A 17,629-nucleotide genomic window follows, 5' to 3' on the forward strand; every position below is an offset into this window, starting at 1 on the left:
CAGCGACCCCGCCGCCCTCGGGTCCGCCCATGTGAACCGGGCGGGCCCGAGGGCTCCCGCCGGTGTGCGCGGAAAACCGCTGCGAAGAATCGCCGTTCGCCACAAGAAAGCTGGTAATGCGTGCGACCCGTAATCCTCGTGCACGGCCTCATGGGTACAGAAGACACTCATTATGAGGGGTGTCGGCGCTGGTGGACCGATTCCGTCACCGAATTACGACTCCCCGGCCACGGAGCCGAGGGCGGAGTCCCGTCACACCCCGCGGCCGCGGCGGTGGACCGTGTCCGAGGATCGATTGTCGAGCACACGGAACCGCCCGTCGTCGTGGGGCTTTCCTATCTGGGTGCGGCCGTGGCGTTCCGCGCGGCGGAGACGCTGCCGGACCGGGTGGCAGGAGTCGTCATGTCGGGCTACTCGTTCCTGGTGTCCCCCGGCACGCTGAACCGCTGGTTGGAGGGTTTCACCAGGATTGCCGCCCGCCAGCAGCGCACTCGTGACCACTTCGCGGAGCTGCACGGCCGGAATTGGGAGAAGCTGCTCACCGCGACATTCGACGAACTGTCCGACGGATGTCTCCGTCTGCCCGGCCTGGACGACCTACGGCAATTCCACGCCCCGGTCCAACTCGTCAACGGGGCACTGCTGCAGAACGAACGGAACGCGATCGGTCCGGCGGCGGCCGCGGGCGCCGATGTCGCCGTCGTCGCCGGGGCGGGACACGTCGTACCGGTGGACGCCCCCCGCGTCTTCGCCGCCTCCGTCGAGGAGTTCGCCGACCGCGTCGACACCGGACGCACCGCCTTCCACGAGCGGCGCCGAGCCGCCGCCCGGACCCTGCACACCGCAGCGACCACCAAGAACGCCGACACGACTGACGCATCCGCCGGGGAAGGGGCCCATGTCTGAGCCGGAGATCGGATTCGCCGGATACGGCGTGGTGCGGGTCTGCTCGCAGCCGGTCGACGTGGTGACCCGGCTCTCCTCGCCGAAGGTCGCCCAACTCTGCGACGAGCTCAGGGAACTGCGGCAGAACTGGCAGGATCAGGCGCCGCGGACGGCCGAGGAGCTCACCTCCCTGGTCCCGCTCCTGGACGACCGGGACCAGCGCCGCTCGGTGCTCGCCCTGCGGCGGCGCCTGCACCGCGCGCTGGACGTTCCGGCGGACGACCTCGCCGCCCTCCACCACCCGGATCGCGCCGCGGACGTGCCCGGTGCCGCCGAACTGCGCGCGCTGGCCGCCCGGCGCGACGAGCTCACCGCCCGACTGGAGACCGAGTGGGAGGCGGCGCTGCGCGCCGAGCGGCAGGTGCTCGCCTCCGCGGCACGCGACCGCACCCTGCGCGCAGGCGCCCAGCTCAGCGCGGACGGCCTGCTGCAGAACATGGAGCGCTACGCCACCGCGGTCGCGGAGGGAACCGCACACGGCAAGCGCGACCGTATGACCGAATCCACTGTGATCAACCTGCTGACCCGGAGCGCACTCAAGCCGTCACCTTTCGGTCGACTCGTCCGCACCCAGCCCGTCCTCATCCGGGACGGCGCGGCGACCGGCGCACCTGCCCCGGCACCTGCTTCGGGGCCGCAGGTCTCCGTCTGCCGACTGCCCCGCCAACTGGTGAGCTGGGTGGAGCGCTGCCTCGCGGACCACCCCACGCTCCGGTCCGCAGCCGTGCTCCGCCGGGCACCGGTGGTGGCGGTGTCGCCGGCAGGGGTCGTCTTCCTCGTCCGGGGCCGTGACGGAACCCACGAGCCCGCCGCCAAGGAACGGTTCGTCCGGGTACCTGCCAGTCCCGTGGTCACGGAACTCCTCGCGCTGCCCGCGGACGCCCCCGCGTACGAGCGGGACGTACGGGCACGGTGCGCGGCGCACACCGACGCGGATCCGGACGCCACCCGTGCCGAGCTCGACTCGCTGATCCGGAAGGGCGTCCTCGCCCGCGACCTGGGAGTCGGAGACCAGTGCCCGCACCCGATCGCGCGACTGGTGGAGCTGCTCCCCGAGGACGCCGAAGCCGGTCTCCGGGAGTGCGTCACCGGAATGGCCGCCACGGAAGCCGCGTTCGAGACCGCCGGCATCGACCGCCGCCAGGACCTCATCGCCCGGATCAGGCGGCACGTCACCGACTTCGCGGAACGGTGCGGCGTCACCACACCGCCGATCGACACGGCGAGAACGCTCGTGTACGAGGACACCGTGGTGGCCCGCCCACGGACCGAGGACGCCAGCCGATGGCAGCCGCACCTGCCCGCCCTGGCCGCGTGGCACCGGCTGATTCCGGTCTTCGACGACGGCGCTCACGTCCGGGCGATCGTCGCAGAGCTGGTCAGGACCCGGTTCGGCCCCGGCCCGCACCGGCTCCTCACGCTCTTCGCCGCGCTGTCCTCACCCAAGCTGCAGCCCCTGCTCACCCAGCGGCTGACCGACCTCTCCGCCACCGTGCCGAGCACGCTGCGACACCTGCAGGACACGGTGTTCGCGCTGGCCCGCCCCGACGGCTACCCGGACGGAGACCCCTGCGGAGCCGCTGCGGAGACGGTCATCGATCCACGGCGGGCCTTGGAGGCCGCCGAGCACCTTCCGCCCTGGATACCCCGGTGGTCCCGAGTGAGCTGGAACGTGCAGCACCACCCGTCCCCCGGCGGTGGACTGCTCGTCGTCAACGGCGGCTCGATCGGCTTCGGGCGGGCCGTCTCACGCTTCCTTCCCTCCTACAGCGCCGTCGGAGACCAGGGTTTCGGCCGGCTCGTCACCGAGGACATCGCCCGGGACGACCTCGCATCCGCGCCTCTCACCGACCTGTCCGCCGTACTCGGCATCAACGCCAACGTGCATCCACCGCTCCTGGGCCGTCACCTCCGCTACCCCTGTGGCACCCCCCAGGAGTGGGGAGGGAACACAGGCGTCTCCCTGGAGGACTGCTGGGCCGAGTTCGACGAGCCCACCGGCCGGCTGCTGCTCCGCCAGGGCAAGGACGGTCCCCCGATGCGGCTGGTGATGCTGAACTTCCTGCTCAACGAACTGGCCCCCCGCTGCTACCAGTTCCTGAACTTCTTCAGCCCCGGCAGCCTGGCCAACATCGCCTGGTGGGACCGGGTCGACCAGCGCCGTGGTGCCCGGGACGAGGTCCGCCGGTACCCACGCGTCCGCTCCGGGAGCCTGGTCCTGGCCCGCCGAACCTGGAAGGTTCCCGCCCACCGGCTGCCGGAGACCGCCGGCCGGAGAGGCGTCGCACTGCTGGAGGAGGTACGGCGCTGGCGGGAGTCGCTGGGGCTCCCGGAGCGCGTCTTCTACCGCGGCTTCACGCTCCCCGACCCACTCGTGCCGGTGTCGGAGGAGGAGCAGCGCACCTGGGCCAGGACGCTCGCGAGGTTCCCGGCCTCGGCCGAACGCAAACCCACCTTCCTGGACTTCACCAGCGTCACCGGCGTGCTCGCCTGGCAGCGCGCCCTGCGCCGCCACCACGGCGACATGACGTTTCACGAGTGCCTGCCGACGGTGCGCGACGACGGCACCGAGGGCCACGGCGCCCCATTCACCGAGGAGTTCATCATCGAGACCACCGAGGGGGCACGGTGAGCGCGGCCACGGCGTACCCCTGGCTGTCCTGCCACGTCTTCCACCACGGCGACACCGATCCCCTGATCACCGACCTCCTCCTTCCCCTGGTCGACGACCTGAGCCGTGAGGGACTCCTGCTGCGCCACTTCTATCTGCGCCACTGGGAGCGCGGCCCGCACGTGCGGCTCCGGATGCAGGTGCCTGCCGAGCAGGCGGACCGTGTCCGGGCCGAGGCGGGACGCAGGATCACCGACCACCTGGAGCGGTACCCCGGCCCCGGTGACACCGATCCGGAGAGGCTGCGCGAGGCGCTGCGCCGCCTCAGCGAGCTGGAGCACGGCGACGCCTCCGACGAGCGGCTGCGGACCCCCGAGCCGCCGAACACGGTGCGGTGGATCCCCTACCGGCCCGAACTGGACAAGTACGGGGGGACACAGGGCACCGAGATTGCTGAGGACGTGTTCCACGCGAGCTCGCTGCTGGCCGGGAAGGTGCTCCGGCTGGTGCGCGACGACCGCGCACGCCTGGGCGTGGCCCTGCAGTTCCTACTCCTGGCCTCGCGGGCCCTGGGCTTCGGGCGGGACGAACGCGCCGTCTTCCTGCGCACCTACCACGAGCGCTGGGCCGCCTACGCGCCGGACGACCGGCTGCCGGTCGCCTGGGACCGGCAGTACCGGCTGCAGCGGGAGACCTACGCGACGCTGATCGCCGGACTGGACGCGGGTGAGCCCATCGGCAGAGGGCTGGGCGAGCGGTGGGAACACACCCTCACCGCTGCACTCGCGCGGCTGCGTCCGCTCGTGGAGTCGGGGCGGGTGTGGCCGGCGGAGACCGATCGCTCGGCGCCTCCCGTGGTCGCGCTCGCGGCTCTCGTCAGCCAGTACCTGCACACCACCAACAACCGGATGAACGTCCGCCCGCAGGGCGAGTGCTTCGTCGCCTACCTGGCCCACCGGGCCGCGACGGAGCGGACGGCCGGCCACGCCCGCCCGGCGCCGGCGGCACACCAGGGGGAGGAGAGCCATGTCCACCAGTGAGCAGAAGGATCTCACCGTCAGTGTCCCGTGGTCGCTGCAGGAGGATCTCCTTCTCGATGTGGCCGCGCCCGCGCTCGACGAGTCCGTGGAGCTCGGCGAGACGGCGTCGTGGTTCTACCTGCGGGAGAACCACGGAGGCCGCCCGTTCCTGCGGCTGCGCTTCGCGACCGGGAGCCCGTCGGTGGAACGCCGCCTGAAGTCCCGGATCATGGAGCACCTGGGCCCCGCCGGGCACGACGACGTCTTCGCGTACCAGCCGTACAACCACGAGCACGACTGGCTGGGCGGCACGGCCGCACTGGGGCTGGCCGAGTCGTTCTGGACCGAGACCACTCCGCTGGCCCTGCGCACCCTGCGTGCCACCCGCGGCAACCGGGCCCTGCGGCTCGCCGCTGCATTCGACTTCCTCGTATGCAGCGGCGTGCTCCTCGCCCCCCGGCTCCCCCCGCCCATCGCCAAGTTCGGCTTCAAGGCGGGCTACCTCTCCTACCTGGCGACGTTCGAGGGATACATGCTGCTGATCCGGGATCCGGAGGGCACCCGGGCCAAACACGCCCGGCGGTACGAGCAGAACCGGGACCAGCTCAGGCCACGCCTGCGCGAACTGATCGAGGCCATGCAGGACCCCGACGGCGACCTGGACGAGGTCCCCGGACTGGCCCGTGAGTGGACGCGACGGCTGCGCGGCTGCCTTCCGGCCATCCAGGAGGGCTTCGACCAGGGCCGGTTCTACCTCTACGCCACGCCGCGGAAGGCCGAGACGGCCAAGCTCACGCCGTCACCCGACGGCCTCTACCGCAGGCCCCGGGTGGAGTGGCTGGCGGACCTTCCCGAGCCCCCCGTGGCCGGCATCCACCGCGCCATCGCCGACAATCCGTACTACCAGGGCATGATCCGCGAGGACCGCAGGTTCCTGGCGTCCCGGCTGGCCCAGGCGTACACCAACTGGCACCTCTACCGGCTGGGTTTCCTGCTTGCTGACCGCTACACCCTCTTCTACCTGATCGCCAGCGCCTTCGAGGAGGAGTTCGACCTCGACGCGGCGGAGATGATCCGGTCCGTACGGCCGGAAGCCGAGGTCGCCGGATGACGACAGCCGGGACCGGCACACCGCCGCTGTCCGGCGGCTCACCGGACAGCGGACCGTTCGACGCCGCAGGCGTGGACGGCTTCGTCCGCAGGCTGCGTGGCAGCTACGACGAGATCCACCCGCAGCACTGGCAGATCGACTGGAAGAGCATCCCCAGCCCGTTCCGCTGGTACGTCGACGCGCCCCGGACCGACCTGCCGCCCATGCCGCGGACCGCCGCGGCCGGTGGCACCGCCGCGGCGGCCGCGTTCGCAGCGTACGAGCCCCTCACCCGCCTCGGCACACTGCTGCAGGCCGGTTACGGGCTGACCGGCGTGCGCTGGTACCCCGAGGGCATCGCCAAGAGCAGCCCCGAAGAGCCCACACCGGTCCACCGCAACCCCCACTACCAGCTCCGCCGTGCCGTGCCGTCGGGAGGCGTGACCTACCCCGCCGAGTGCTACGTGGTGACGGGCGGCGCGGAGGGCCTGGACGCCGGGATCCATCACTACGACGCGGTGCGCCACGCCCTGGCCGTGCTGGCCCGGGGGCGGCCGCCGACGGAGCTGACACCCCCTGAGGGGAACGTCCGGATCGTTCTCACCCAGCCGCTGTGGAAGAACTACTTCAAATACGGTGACTTCTCCTACCGGCTCGGTGCGATGGACACCGGAGCCGTCGTCGGCCAGTTCGCGCTCGCCGCCCGTTCCTGGAACCTGCGCTGCCGGGTGACGTTCGGCCTGGACGAGCGGCGGATCCTGGAGCTGCTGGGGCTCGACCCCGAGGAGGAGGCCGCCCCGGCCGTGCTGGACCTCCCCCTCTGCGCTCCAGCGGGTTCAGGGGGGCCGCGCGGCCGCGACCGTGAAGCCGTCGTGGCGGGACGCCCCCGCTGGCTGGGCGCGTCCGTGCCTCCCGGGCCCGCCACCGGCACCCGCCGCATGCACGCCGCCTGCCTGGCGGCCGGAGGCCCCGGCCGGTCCGTCGGCCTTCCGCCCGTCGTGCTGGAGGATCAGGCAGGCCGGGCGGACGCGGAGCTGCCGCCCGCGTCCACCCGGCCGCCGACGGTGGCCGACTCCTGGGCACGGTCGGCCCTCGGTGAACAGTTCCGGGGCTCGCCCCTCCCTGCCGCTGTCCTGGCAGGCTGGCTGGGCACCGTACTCGCCCCGCTGGAAAGCGACGTGACCGGGAGCGGGAAGGGGAACGGGGACAGGGACGTCCTGGCGCATCCGCGCTGTCTGCTGGTCGTCCGGTCCGTACCGGGCGTGCTCCCGGGGGCCTACCTGCCGGACCAGGAAGGGCAGCGGCTCGTCCGGCTCGCCGACGGCGACTTCGGGCCCCTGGTCCAGCGCAGCATGTTCGCGGACTACATGAACGTCGGGCAGGCCCCGCTGGTCGCCGTCATGGTCGGCTCCGCCGATCCGCACAGCGGCGCCGGCGGTCCGGTCGCATACCGCACTCAGCACCTGCTGGCGGGCGTCCTCGCCCAGCGACTGGCCGTGTGCGCGGCCCGCGACGGCATGTCCGCGCATCCGGTGCTGGGCTTCGTCAGCGGGCTGCTCGACGACGCGTTCGGGCTGAGGCCGCGGCGTCTGACGTCCCTGCTGATGGTCCCCGTGGGCGGCTACCGCCGGGGCCTCTATCTGGAGAACAGCCTGAATCCGCTCGCCGCGTCGGCGGGCAACGGGGGTGGGAAGTGACCGGCACTCTGCTGCGCCTGCGCGGGGACGCCTACTACGTACCGGTGCCGAACGGGGTGTGGATCCGCACGACGGACGGCTCTTTCACACTGAAGGGCGGGACGGTCGCGACCTGGGTGGAGCGACTCGCCCCCCTGCTGGACCGCGGGATCGAGCCCGGCGAACTCCTCGCCGCGCTCAAGCCGGAGCAGGCCGCGTTCGTGGACACGCTGCTGAAGACGCTGGAGCAGCGGAAGGTCCTGCGGTGGGAACACGCCGAGGGCGGCTTCGACGAGCCGTCGGCCCGGCTCTTCCCGCAGCAGGCGGAGTTCCTGAGGCACTTCACCCCGCACCCCGCGGCCGCCTTCGACCGTGTACGGCGGCATCCGCTGGCCGTGGCGGGCCCCGTCGACCGCGCAGCACCTCTGGCCACGGCCCTCATCGAGTCCGGCTTCGGCGACATCATGCTGCTGGACACGGAACCGGACGCCGACCTGCGGGAACTCGCGGACGAGTTCACCCGCCAGGGTGCGCCCGTACACCTGCGCGGCCCGGACGCCGACGCGGACGCGGGGCGCACCCTCACCGGGATCTTCCCCCCGGGGGACGAGCAGGAGGCCTGGCGGTTCCTGGACCGGTCCGAACACCTCGGCTGCGGCGCCTGGGCGGGCCTCGTGCGCGGCCAGGCCATGCTCCTGAAGGGACAGATGCCCCGGTCGGGCCATGCGTGTGTACGGTGCGCCTGGCGGCGGCTCGCCCACCGGGCCGTGGCCCTGCCCCCGTCCGAGGGCCTCGGGCACGTGCCGGTGTCGGTGGCGGCGACCGTGATCGCCCAGGAGCTGTTCCAGTACACCGGCGCGGGCGAGCGTTCGGTGCTCGGTGAGGGCGTGGTCGTCGACCTGACCCGCCTCAGCGTCTGGCGCACGGCCGTCGACCCGGACCCCGGCTGCCCCGGGTACGCGGTGCACGCCGGTCCGGCGGACGCGGCGGACCCCTCGATTCCGGCACCGGAGCGCAGGCGGGCCCGCTTTCCCGAATCGGTCTTCGGCGCGCGGTGCTTCGGCCCGCTGTTCTCCTGTGCTCCCGAACGGCTTCCGCAGTTCCCCCTCACCGCTCTTCACGTCAGGATCAACCCGCCGGGCCGCGCCGCACCGACGGGCACGGCGGACGGCCCGGTCGTCGTGGCGGAGTCCGTGGCCGAGGCACGCGCCGAGGCGGCCCTGACCGCTGTCGAGGCGAGCCTTGCCACCGGAGCCGAAGCCGGAGCCGTCGCGGGCGTGGGCCGGGACAGCGCCCAGGCCCTGGCCCGGGCCGTGCTCCGCTGGGCCGATGTGGCCTTGGACGGCGCGGCGTCGGGCACCGCGGGCGCCGAGCGCTCCGAGCGGGCGCGCAACCTGGCCGAACTTGCCGGAGCGGACGTCGACGTGACGACGGAACGCCATCCGAGCGGCCTGTGGCGTGCCCGGGTGGACACCACCGCCGCCACCACCACCCGGACCGGCTTCGACCCCGGCCAGGCGGAGGAGCGCGCCCTGACGGCCGCCCTGGCACTGCGGCAGCTGGGACAGGACGACGACGTGCGGGCCGTACCGGCGTGGACGGGGCCGGTTCCGGCCCGGCGGCACACCGGCGACCTGGCGACCGCGCTCGGCCTGACCTGGCGCGAGGCCGTCCTGCCGGCGCTGGTCGCCGCCGATCTGTCGGGGATCTTCCTCACCCCGGGACACGGCGCATGAGCGGCACGCTGACGTCGCCACGCGGGGTCCCCCGCGCCCCCGGCGACCTCGTGGCGGAGCTGCGGCGGCTGGCCGGTGATGCCGTCGACGTCCGCCCCCCGGACCGGCTGGACGTGCCGGGGGACGGGCGCCCGGTCGCCGTGGTGAACCTCGACTGGGACGCCGATCTGTCGGACCTGCCCGCGGCCGACAGAGCCGTCCTGCCCGTGTACGGGCTCCGGGGCCGCGTGGTCGTCGGCCCGGTGATACGACCCGGCCGGCCGGGGTGCCCGCAGTGCCTGGCGCTGCGCGTACGAGCGGCGGACGGACCGCAGGGGGTGCCCCTGGGGCAGGCGGCCCCCCTCCGCCCCATGTCCGCGCGGGGCGGACGCTGGCTGCCGCCCGGAACGGAACGCCTGGCGGCAGCCGTCCTGCGGGCCGAGGCGGAGCGGCTCGCCACCGGGGCGCCGCCGCGCGGCATCGACGCCGCCTTCGCGATCGGGCCCGCGCGGCTGAACGGCGCCTGGCATCCCGCCGTACCGCACACCCTGTGCGGGTCGCCGCACTGCCGGGCGGCGCGCCGCCCGCTCCCCCCGCCGCTGCCCGTCCTCTCCCGGCCGCTGCCCGCGACCGGCACGGGCTCGGCGCGCCGCCACCCGGCTGCCCGGTACGCCGAGCGGCTGGAGCGGGAGTACCTCGACGCGTGGTCGGGGATCACAAGGTCCGCCGCCGTCGGTGACGGGGCCGCCCTGCCGTCGGTACAGGTGCGCGTGCCCACCGTCTGGGGATTCGACGAGATCGCGATCGGGCGGGCCGAGGACTACGCGGGAGCACGGCCCGCGGCCGTCCTGGAAGGCCTGGAGCGCTACGCGGGATGGCACTGCGGCGGCCGCGACCCCGTACGCTTCGCCGCCTTCGCCGAACTCGACGACGCGGTCGACCCCCGCTCCCTGCTCCTGCACCCCGAAGAGGCCTACGAGAAGCCCGGCTTCGCCTACACGCCGTACACGCCGGACACGCCGACGGGGTGGGCGGAGGCGTACTCCGTGCACACCGGACGGCGCACCCTGATGCCGTTCCACATCGCCTACTACGGTGCCGCCGAGCGCCCCGACACCGGCCCGAGGTTCGTCTACGAGAACTCCAACGGCTGCGCGCTCGGGTCCGGCGTGGAGGAAGCCCTCCTGGCGGCCCTGCTGGAGGTGGCGGAGCGCGACGCCTTCCTGTGCGCCTGGTACTCCGGGACACCGCTGCCGGAGATCGACCTCGGCCGCACGACCGGCGAAGCCCGCCGGGCCGTGCACACGGTGCGGCACCGTACCGGGCGCGACCTGCGGGCCTTCCGGGCGGCCGGTGCCTTCGGCATCCCCGTGGCGCTGCTCGTATCGACGTCCGAGGAGCCGGAGTCGCCGGCGACTCTGATCACCGCGGGCTCGGGACTCACCGTGGAGAAGGCACTGCTCGGGGCCGTCCACGAGATGGCGGCCGCCGCACCCGCGATCACCGTCGCGTACCGGCGCCGCCGCCCCGAGCTGGAACGGGCCCTGGACGCTCCGGACCTCGTACGCCACATGGAGGACCACGCCCTTGTCGGAGCCCTGCCGGGGGCCCGGCCGTGGTTCTCGTTCCTCCTCGACGCCCCACCGCCGGATGCCGCCCCCGGCCCGGCCGCGCACCGGCCGGCCGGCGACGTCGCAGCCGATCTCGCGGCGGTGCTCGCAGCCGCGCGGCGCGACGGGCACGAGGTGTTCGTCGTGGACCACACCACCAGCGAACTGCAGCGCCTCGGCCTGAACTGCGTCAAGGCGGTCGTGCCCGGCACGGTGCCGATGACCTTCGGACACCGGCACCGACGGCTGCCGCCGCCCGCGGCACTCACCGCGTTCCGGGCCAGGAACGGTATGGGCACACACGAGTTCACCCTTGAGGAGGTACGGCATGAGCCGCACCCGTTCCCCTGACACGGAAGCCTCCGCCGCCACTGCGGCGGCGCCGCCGGAGGGGCTGAGCCCGCTGCCCAACGGCCTGGGATGGGTGGTCAGCAGCCGCTCCCTGACGGTCCGGCTGCTCAGCGATCAGCGGCTGGGCGTCCTGGAGCCACGACCCGTCATGGCCCACCTCGCCGCGAAACTGCCCGACGACGCACGTCCCTTCGTCGACGAGATCACCTCGTTCGCCGAGCGGGTCATGCTGCAGACCAACGCACGGCACATGGTGCTGCGCAAGGCTTTCGGCGGGTTCTTCGACGCGGACGCCATCGCGGCCCTCACACCGGGCATGCGGACGGACGCCCGGCGCACCGTGCGCCGGTTCGCGGCGGACGGGGGCGGCGAGTTCATGACCTCGGTGGCGTTCCCGTACGCGGTACGCGTCGGGGCGCGGCTCATCGGCCTCACCGACCAGGAGTACCGCCTACTGCACAAGCTGAGCCAGCACGTCGCCCTGGTCGCCTATGCGGCCCGCCTCGACGACCCGGCGCAGGCGGTCCGCGCCGGCCATAGCGCGCTGACCCGGGCCCGCGAGACCCTGGCAGCCGCCCGGCCGGCCGCGCCCCCGGCCTCGGTGCTCGGTGCGTGGCACGCCGGGGCGATCGACCTGCCCGACGAGGACATCGAGGCCAACGTGGTGATGCTGGTCCAGGCATCCCTGGAGACGGTCGCCGGAATGCTGGGGAACACGGCCGCGCGCGTCCTCGGCACGTCCGGCGCGCTAGCCGACGCCGGGCGCCGGGAGAGTCTCCTCGACGACGCCCTCCGCGCGGAGCCCCCGCTCAAGACCCTGGAACGCGTGGTCCAGGAGCCGTTCCACATGGACGGCCACGAGTTCCGGCCCGGGCAGATCGTCTCGGTCAGGGTCGCGGAGGCCAACCGGCTGGACGCGGAGGCCGACCGGCCGGGCACGGGGGCTGACCAGCCGGGCACGGAGGCCGATCCGCCGGACCATGGCCCGGTGGCCGGCCGGGCCCTGTTCTCCTTCGGCTGGGGCGCCTACCGCTGCCTCGGCGCCCGCATGGCCCGCCACCAGGCGTGGGAGCTGTTCGACGCACTGCACCACATCGCGCCCGCCACCGCGCTGGCCGACGAGGAGGTCGAACGGGTCCGGCACATCAGATTCGACATGCCGCGGCGGCTCCGCGTGGTGTGCCCGCCGACGGCCGACCGCACACAGCTCACCCGGGCGCTGACGGAAGCACTCGAAGAGGACGACCTCGACCGGCCGCTGACGTCGCTGGAACGCGAGGTGACGTTCGTCGTCCTGCGGGAGAACGGAGTGACGGTCCCCGAGGAACTCCGAGGACCGACGACCATCAGGGAGTGGGTGGAATGGGCGACCCCGGTGCATGGCTGATCCACGCCGAGCCCGTGCTGCGCCGGTCCCGGGCGGGTGTGGTGACCGAGCGCGGGCGCTTCTCCTGGCCGTCCCTCCTGGAGCGGGCCGAAGCCCTCGCGGCCGGGCTTCCCGATGCCCCGCACGGCTGGGTCGTCCCCGCGGACGGTGCGGAACGGGCCGTTGTGGGCCTGCTCGCCCTCGGCCTGACGGCCCCCTCGCCACGCTGGGTGCTCGGAGACCCGGCCAGGTGGTGCGCCGCCGGGCTCGCCGCCGCGGGCGACGGGGAGCTGTTCGTGGCGGGGCCGCACGCCGCACCCCCACCCGGCACCGGGGGACCCACCTACGCGACGGCCTCGTCAGGCACGACCGGCCCCCCGAAGCTGCTCTTCGGGCGGCCCCACTCGGTGCCGCCCGCGGTCGGGCTGTACACCGCGGGCATCCCGGAATACGCGTCCGCCGAGGTGTTCGCCACGTGCTCCGCGATCGACTTCGCGGCCGCCTTCTACATGGTGGTCGCCCCTGCCATGCTGCTCGGCCGCGACCTGGTCCTGTTCCGGCCCGGCTCGTGGGAGACCGCCGTCCCCGAGCTGGCCGGGCGGCCCGGTGTATGCCTGGCGCCGCCGGCCCTCGCCGTACTCGGAGCCCGGACGGCGGCCGCCCGACACGCCTTCCCCGAGACCTCGTTCGTCCCCGCCGGCGGCGGGCTCACCCAGGGGAGGGCCGAGCGCGTCAGCGCGGGATTCCCCGGCTGCGGATTCCTGACGATGCTCGGCTCCACCGAAACCGGGCTCCTCACCGTCGGCCGCGGCGTACGCGACGACGGCCACGTCGGATCACCGCTCCCGGGCAAGCCGGTGTGGCTGGAGGACACCGGACCGGACGGCACCGGCACGCTGTGGACCAGGGGACCGGACACCCGGTTCGCCGTGACCGGAGGGCAGCTGACGACGCGCCGGGACGGCGCCGTGAGCACCGGCGATCTGGCCCACCGGACGGAGGACGGAGGCTTCGTCCTGGACGGCCGCAAGGACGACCTCGTCAAGGTCGACGGAATGAGCGTCTACCCCCGGGAGATCACCGCCGCCGTCCGGGCCCTGCCGGGCGTCACGGACGCCTCGGTCTCCGTCGACCGCTCCCGGAGCGCCGACCGGGTGACCGTCATCGCGGTGGGCGACACCACCGAGGCGCGGGTCCGCGAGGCCTGCCGGAGTCTCCCCACACCCGTGACACCGCACCGGGTCGTCTGCCGGCCGGTCGGCCAGGCCGTCTACGACACCCGCGGCAAGGTGCTCCGCTGAGGAAGGGCGTGATGGCATGACAAGGACAGAGAGCGTTGACGGCATGACGACTCGCCCGGCCCGTACGGCCGTCACCGAGGCGCTGCTGAGGTGCCCGGCCCCGCTGTACGAACGGATGCGCCGTCAGGGGCCCCTGGTCTGGAGCGCACCCGACCGCACGTGGGTGGTGACCGGCCACGAACTCGCGCGGCTCGTCCTGCGCGACCCGCGCTTCCGCATGCCCGGCCCGCCGCAGGAGTCGCAATGGTCGGAGAGCGGCAGCCACGGCGGCTTCTTCCAGAGCATGCTGCTGGCCTCCGAGGGAGAACGGCACGCCCGGCTGCGCCGCTTCCTCGGCCGGCTCTTCACCCCCCGGGCCGTCCGCGCCCGGACCGCCCGGATCGAGGCCGCCATGGCGGCACTCCTGGACGACGTCGACGGGCGTACGGCGATGGACGGCGTCGCCCAGATCAGCGCCCGGCTGCCGGTGAGTGTGATCGGAGACCTCGTCGGCATCCCCGAGGACGACCGCCACGACGTCAGTGAGCTCTGCCGGGCGATCAGCAGGGGCGGCGGAGTCTCGTCGGGCCGGCCGTCCGGCGACGACGTCGGTACGGCCCTGACCGGCGTCGACGCGCTCGGCCGGCTCGTCACCGGCTGGACGGCCACCCCGGACCGGCTCGTACCCGACTCCGTGCTGGCGCTCGCCGCCGGCGCCGAGGGCACCCCGGAAGCGCTGTCCCACACCGAGATCGTCGCCAACGTCTTCAGCCTGTACATCGCGGGCCACGACACCTCCCGCAACATGCTCAGCGGCCTGCTGCTGAGCCTGGCGACCCGGCCCGGGCTGCTGGACCGCCTCGCGGCCGGCACCGTCGACGTCCCGGCGGAGGTCGACCGGCTCCTCCTCGCCGAGTCACCGCTCACCTTCACCGTCCGGGTGGCGCAGGAGGAGTGCCGGCTCGAAGGGCGGCGCATCCGTCCGGGCGACCGGATCAGGGTGATGCTCGGCGCCGCCAACCACGAGCTGCTCACCAGCGGCGCCCCGGCCGCCCACCCCGGTGTCAGCTTCGGTGAGGGGCGCCACGTATGCCTCGGAGCACACCTGGCACGCACCGAGGGCAGGGTGCTGATGGAAGCGGCCGGGCAGCGGTGGTCCCGTGTGCGCCTGGCGGCCGAGCCCACGTGGGCGCCGCACTTCCTCCACCGTGGACTGGACAGCCTGCCGCTGGAGATCGCATGGCGCTAGCGAGTGGGGACGAGGGGGCGCCGGGTGAGGGTGAGGTGCTGCCCGGTCGGGAGGCGGTGCTCCCCGGTGGGGACCCGGTGCCGTCGCGGACCGGCCCTGTCACTCTGGGACCGGTCGCGGTGCGCAGGCGGTGCCGCCTGCCCGGTTCCGTCCTGACGGAGCTGGGCAGCGATCGGGTGTGGCAGTCGGCCGGGGCCTGGGCCGACGCCGAGGACGCCGCCCTCCGACTGGGTGGCGCGCTCGCGGACCACCTCGGCACGCTGGTGCCGACGGCGCCGAAGGAGCCGCGCCGGGACCTGCTGCGGGCGCGCCGCGCCGCCTTCCACGCCCGGACGCTTCCCGTCCGGCCGCTTCCCGCGGGGCCGGCAGCGGACGCGTACACCGAGAACCTGGCTGCGGAGTACGCCCGCGTGCTGGAGGCCCGGGAGTCCGCCCGGCGGGACCTCGACGCGGCCCTGGGGACGCTTGCCCGGACCGCCGGCGCGACGGTCGACGCGGTCCTCGACGACCCGGACCTCGCCTGGTCCGTCGAGCTGTCCGTACCCGGCCTCCTGGAGGCCGGGCCGGTCGGCGCGCTGGACGCGACCGCGGGAAGGAAGGCCCGGCGGAGAGCTCTGACGCTGCTGCGCCTGGTGCAGCGCGCCGCGACCAAGGCCACCCCGTTCGCCGGCTTCGCCGCCACCCACCTGCTCTTCCGGGACGGCGTGGAGAGCGCGCCGCGCAGTCATGTGCGAGTGGACCGCGGAGCGGTCGAGCGGGTGCGGCAGTGGGTCGCGGACGGCGGCTACCGGAGTCTGCGACCGGAGCGCCTGTGGCTCACCGCGAACCCGAGCGCGATGATCCGCGAACACGACGACGGCCCTCGGGTGACGTGGCTGGTGACCCGGGGGAACGGCATGGAGCGCTTCGGGTCCGCGCGGTGCGGGCCGGCGCTGGCCCGCACCCTGCACCGGCTGCGCGACCCGGTACGCCTGGACACCGTCACGAAGGACGGCGCGCTGCCCGGCACGCTGGAGACGCTCGTGCGGCGCGGGCTGCTGGAGGTCGGACCGGCCCTGCCGACCCACGGCTGGCGCACCCTGCACGCGGCGGCCGACGCCACCGCCCCGGGACCGCGCGCCGAGGGCGAGGAGGCCCGGATCGCCAGGGACGTCCACGACTCGCTGTGCGTGCTGCGCGACGCGGAGGACGCGCTCGACGGCGCGGGGCGCGGCGGCGCGCTGCGGCGAGCGAGGGAGGGGATCAGCGCACTCGCCCGGACCCTGAGCACCGGCGAGCGGAGCACCGGCGGCTGGCGGGGTGACGGCCAAGGGGGCGGTCGTGCCCCGGTCGGTGCCGTGCGTTGCCCGGTCAGCGAGGACGTCGTTGGCCTCCAGGCCGACGACGGCATCCTGCGTACATCCACCGACGTGCTCGCAGACCTGGGCCGGGTCCAGCGCATCGTGCCGCTGCTCAGCTACGAGCTGCCGTTCCAGCTCGCCACCGCGATCGCGTTCCGGCGCCGGTTCGGGCTGGATCCCGTGCCCCTTCCCGCTGCCTACCAGTGGTTTCTGGAGTCCGGCCGCAAGGAGTCCGACGCCCTGCTCGCCGACTGCCGCGCCGACGAGCTGGTGGCGGTGCTCGGGCTTCGCCGTCGGCTCTTCGAGGGGCTCCGTGAGGCGGCGGACCGGCCGGGCACGGAGGTGCGGTGCGACCCCGGCCTGCTGGACGCCGTGGCGGCGGGCCTGCCGGACGCGGTCATGGACCTTCCGTGCGCGGCCTGGCCCGTACAACCGGCCGGGAACCAGGTGGTGGTCAACGGTGTCGGCAGCGGCTACGGGCGGTTCGCCGCCCGGGTGGCCGCGGGCCTCGACGACGTCCGGACAGCCGAGCTGCGCGGCTGGGCGGCGGCGGCCCACACGCCGCTGGAGGGCGGTATAGCGGTCGACGTCTCCGCGCTGCTGGGGGCCACGGTCAACGAGCATCCGCTGCTGCTGCCCGCGGCACTGAGCTACCCGGGCCGGGCGCTGGAGTGCGCCCCCCATGCCCGGATCGACCTGTCCGAAGTCGTCGTCCGGGCTGTGGGCGGCCGACTGCTGCTGTTCGGTGAGCGCTTTCCGGGTCGGCCGCTGTTCCCCGTACCGCACAACGCGACCCTGTCCGCTGTGGCGCCCGGACTGTACCGGTGGCTGAGCCGCTTCGGACCGCCGTCCGGCGCGACGCTCGACCTGTGGGACCACGTGGACGCCCTGGCCGGGCCGGAGGCCCCCGTCGCCGTCCGCCACTACCCGCGGCTGACCCTGGGGCGTCTCGTTCTGTGCCGGCGGACCTGGAAGGTCCCTGGTGCCGCACTCCCCGCCGTGACCCCGTCGGGCACCGCGCAGGGGGCCCGGGCCTGGTACCGGTGGTGCGCGAGCACCGGCGTGCCCCGCCGTTCGTTTCTGCGTACCACCACGCTCCCGGACCCCTGGGACGTCGTCCGCGGCAAGGCCGACAAGCGCCCGGTGCTGGCCGCCCGTTCCTCTTCGGGTGCGGCGATCCGCAAGCCTCTCTACGTCGACCTGTCGCAGCCCCTGTGCTGGCCGGCCGCCACGGCCGCGGCAGGGGACACCCTGACCTTCACCGAGCCGCTGCCCGACCCCGTCGGAACCGCCCGGGGCGGCCGCGTCACGGAGTACGTCCTGGAGACCTCCCAGCCCCCGTCGTGAACCCGGGGCTGACCCGAGCCGTGAAGGAGA

At 74.0% G+C, this 17,629-nt stretch carries 11 protein-coding genes; all 11 read left to right on the forward strand.

The annotated features are described in order from the left end of the window. Positions 1–138: 138 nt before the first annotated feature. Genes I3F58_RS18175 through I3F58_RS18225 form a run of 11 tightly spaced genes read left to right on the forward strand, consistent with a single transcriptional unit; the run spans position 139 to position 17,599 of the window. A complete protein-coding gene (locus I3F58_RS18175; protein ID WP_308355038.1) occupies positions 139–906 on the forward strand; it encodes an alpha/beta fold hydrolase in 768 nt (255 codons plus the stop codon). Further along, positions 899–3,577, forward strand: a complete 2,679-nt coding sequence (locus I3F58_RS18180; protein ID WP_240109675.1) for a lantibiotic dehydratase — start codon at positions 899–901, stop codon at positions 3,575–3,577. The genes I3F58_RS18175 and I3F58_RS18180 overlap by 8 nt, the downstream gene beginning before the upstream one ends. Beyond that, positions 3,574–4,596, forward strand: coding sequence for a lantibiotic dehydratase C-terminal domain-containing protein (locus tag I3F58_RS18185; RefSeq protein ID WP_240109676.1), 1,023 nt, complete (start codon positions 3,574–3,576; stop codon positions 4,594–4,596). The genes I3F58_RS18180 and I3F58_RS18185 overlap by 4 nt, the downstream gene beginning before the upstream one ends. Continuing rightward, a complete protein-coding gene (locus I3F58_RS18190) occupies positions 4,583–5,686 on the forward strand; it encodes a lantibiotic dehydratase C-terminal domain-containing protein (RefSeq protein ID WP_240109677.1) in 1,104 nt (367 codons plus the stop codon). The genes I3F58_RS18185 and I3F58_RS18190 overlap by 14 nt, the downstream gene beginning before the upstream one ends. Next, the gene (locus I3F58_RS18195; RefSeq protein WP_240109678.1) at positions 5,683–7,362 is read left to right on the forward strand and encodes a SagB family peptide dehydrogenase; all 1,680 of its coding nucleotides are present in this window, start codon (positions 5,683–5,685) and stop codon (positions 7,360–7,362) included. The genes I3F58_RS18190 and I3F58_RS18195 overlap by 4 nt, the downstream gene beginning before the upstream one ends. Continuing rightward, on the forward strand, positions 7,359–9,077 hold the full coding sequence (locus tag I3F58_RS18200; RefSeq protein WP_240109679.1) for a hypothetical protein: 1,719 nt from the start codon (positions 7,359–7,361) through the stop codon (positions 9,075–9,077). Before I3F58_RS18195 ends, I3F58_RS18200 begins: the two co-directional genes overlap by 4 nt. After that, positions 9,074–11,017 carry a TOMM precursor leader peptide-binding protein gene (locus I3F58_RS18205; RefSeq protein WP_240109680.1) on the forward strand — a complete coding sequence of 648 codons (1,944 nt, stop codon included), beginning with the start codon at positions 9,074–9,076 and terminating at the stop codon, positions 11,015–11,017. The genes I3F58_RS18200 and I3F58_RS18205 overlap by 4 nt, the downstream gene beginning before the upstream one ends. Beyond that, on the forward strand, positions 10,995–12,404 hold the full coding sequence (locus I3F58_RS18210; RefSeq protein ID WP_240109681.1) for a cytochrome P450: 1,410 nt from the start codon (positions 10,995–10,997) through the stop codon (positions 12,402–12,404). The genes I3F58_RS18205 and I3F58_RS18210 overlap by 23 nt, the downstream gene beginning before the upstream one ends. Beyond that, the gene (locus I3F58_RS18215; protein WP_240109682.1) at positions 12,380–13,684 is read left to right on the forward strand and encodes an AMP-binding protein; all 1,305 of its coding nucleotides are present in this window, start codon (positions 12,380–12,382) and stop codon (positions 13,682–13,684) included. Before I3F58_RS18210 ends, I3F58_RS18215 begins: the two co-directional genes overlap by 25 nt. A 43-nt stretch (positions 13,685–13,727) precedes the next feature. Further along, complete coding sequence (locus tag I3F58_RS18220) at positions 13,728–14,912, forward strand: cytochrome P450 (RefSeq protein WP_240109683.1); 1,185 nt, start codon at positions 13,728–13,730, stop codon at positions 14,910–14,912. Continuing rightward, positions 14,903–17,599 carry a lantibiotic dehydratase gene (locus I3F58_RS18225; RefSeq protein WP_240109684.1) on the forward strand — a complete coding sequence of 899 codons (2,697 nt, stop codon included), beginning with the start codon at positions 14,903–14,905 and terminating at the stop codon, positions 17,597–17,599. The genes I3F58_RS18220 and I3F58_RS18225 overlap by 10 nt, the downstream gene beginning before the upstream one ends. Positions 17,600–17,629: the final 30 nt, after the last annotated feature.

The organism is Streptomyces sp. MUM 203J (assembly GCF_022414595.1).
Taxonomy (GTDB): Bacteria; Actinomycetota; Actinomycetes; order Streptomycetales; family Streptomycetaceae; genus Streptomyces.

What these genes read in the sequence shown, in the direction of transcription:
- I3F58_RS18180 (WP_240109675.1), top strand. Translation starts at nt 899, where the DNA reads ATGTCTGAGCCGGAGATCGGATTCGCCGGATACGGCGTGGTGCGGGTC.
- I3F58_RS18190 (WP_240109677.1), top strand. Translation starts at nt 4,583, where the DNA reads ATGTCCACCAGTGAGCAGAAGGATCTCACCGTCAGTGTCCCGTGGTCG.
- I3F58_RS18195 (WP_240109678.1), top strand. Translation starts at nt 5,683, where the DNA reads ATGACGACAGCCGGGACCGGCACACCGCCGCTGTCCGGCGGCTCACCG.
- I3F58_RS18205 (WP_240109680.1), top strand. Translation starts at nt 9,074, where the DNA reads ATGAGCGGCACGCTGACGTCGCCACGCGGGGTCCCCCGCGCCCCCGGC.
- I3F58_RS18210 (WP_240109681.1), top strand. Translation starts at nt 10,995, where the DNA reads ATGAGCCGCACCCGTTCCCCTGACACGGAAGCCTCCGCCGCCACTGCG.
- I3F58_RS18215 (WP_240109682.1), top strand. Translation starts at nt 12,380, where the DNA reads ATGGGCGACCCCGGTGCATGGCTGATCCACGCCGAGCCCGTGCTGCGC.
- I3F58_RS18220 (WP_240109683.1), top strand. Translation starts at nt 13,728, where the DNA reads ATGACGACTCGCCCGGCCCGTACGGCCGTCACCGAGGCGCTGCTGAGG.
- I3F58_RS18225 (WP_240109684.1), top strand. Translation starts at nt 14,903, where the DNA reads ATGGCGCTAGCGAGTGGGGACGAGGGGGCGCCGGGTGAGGGTGAGGTG.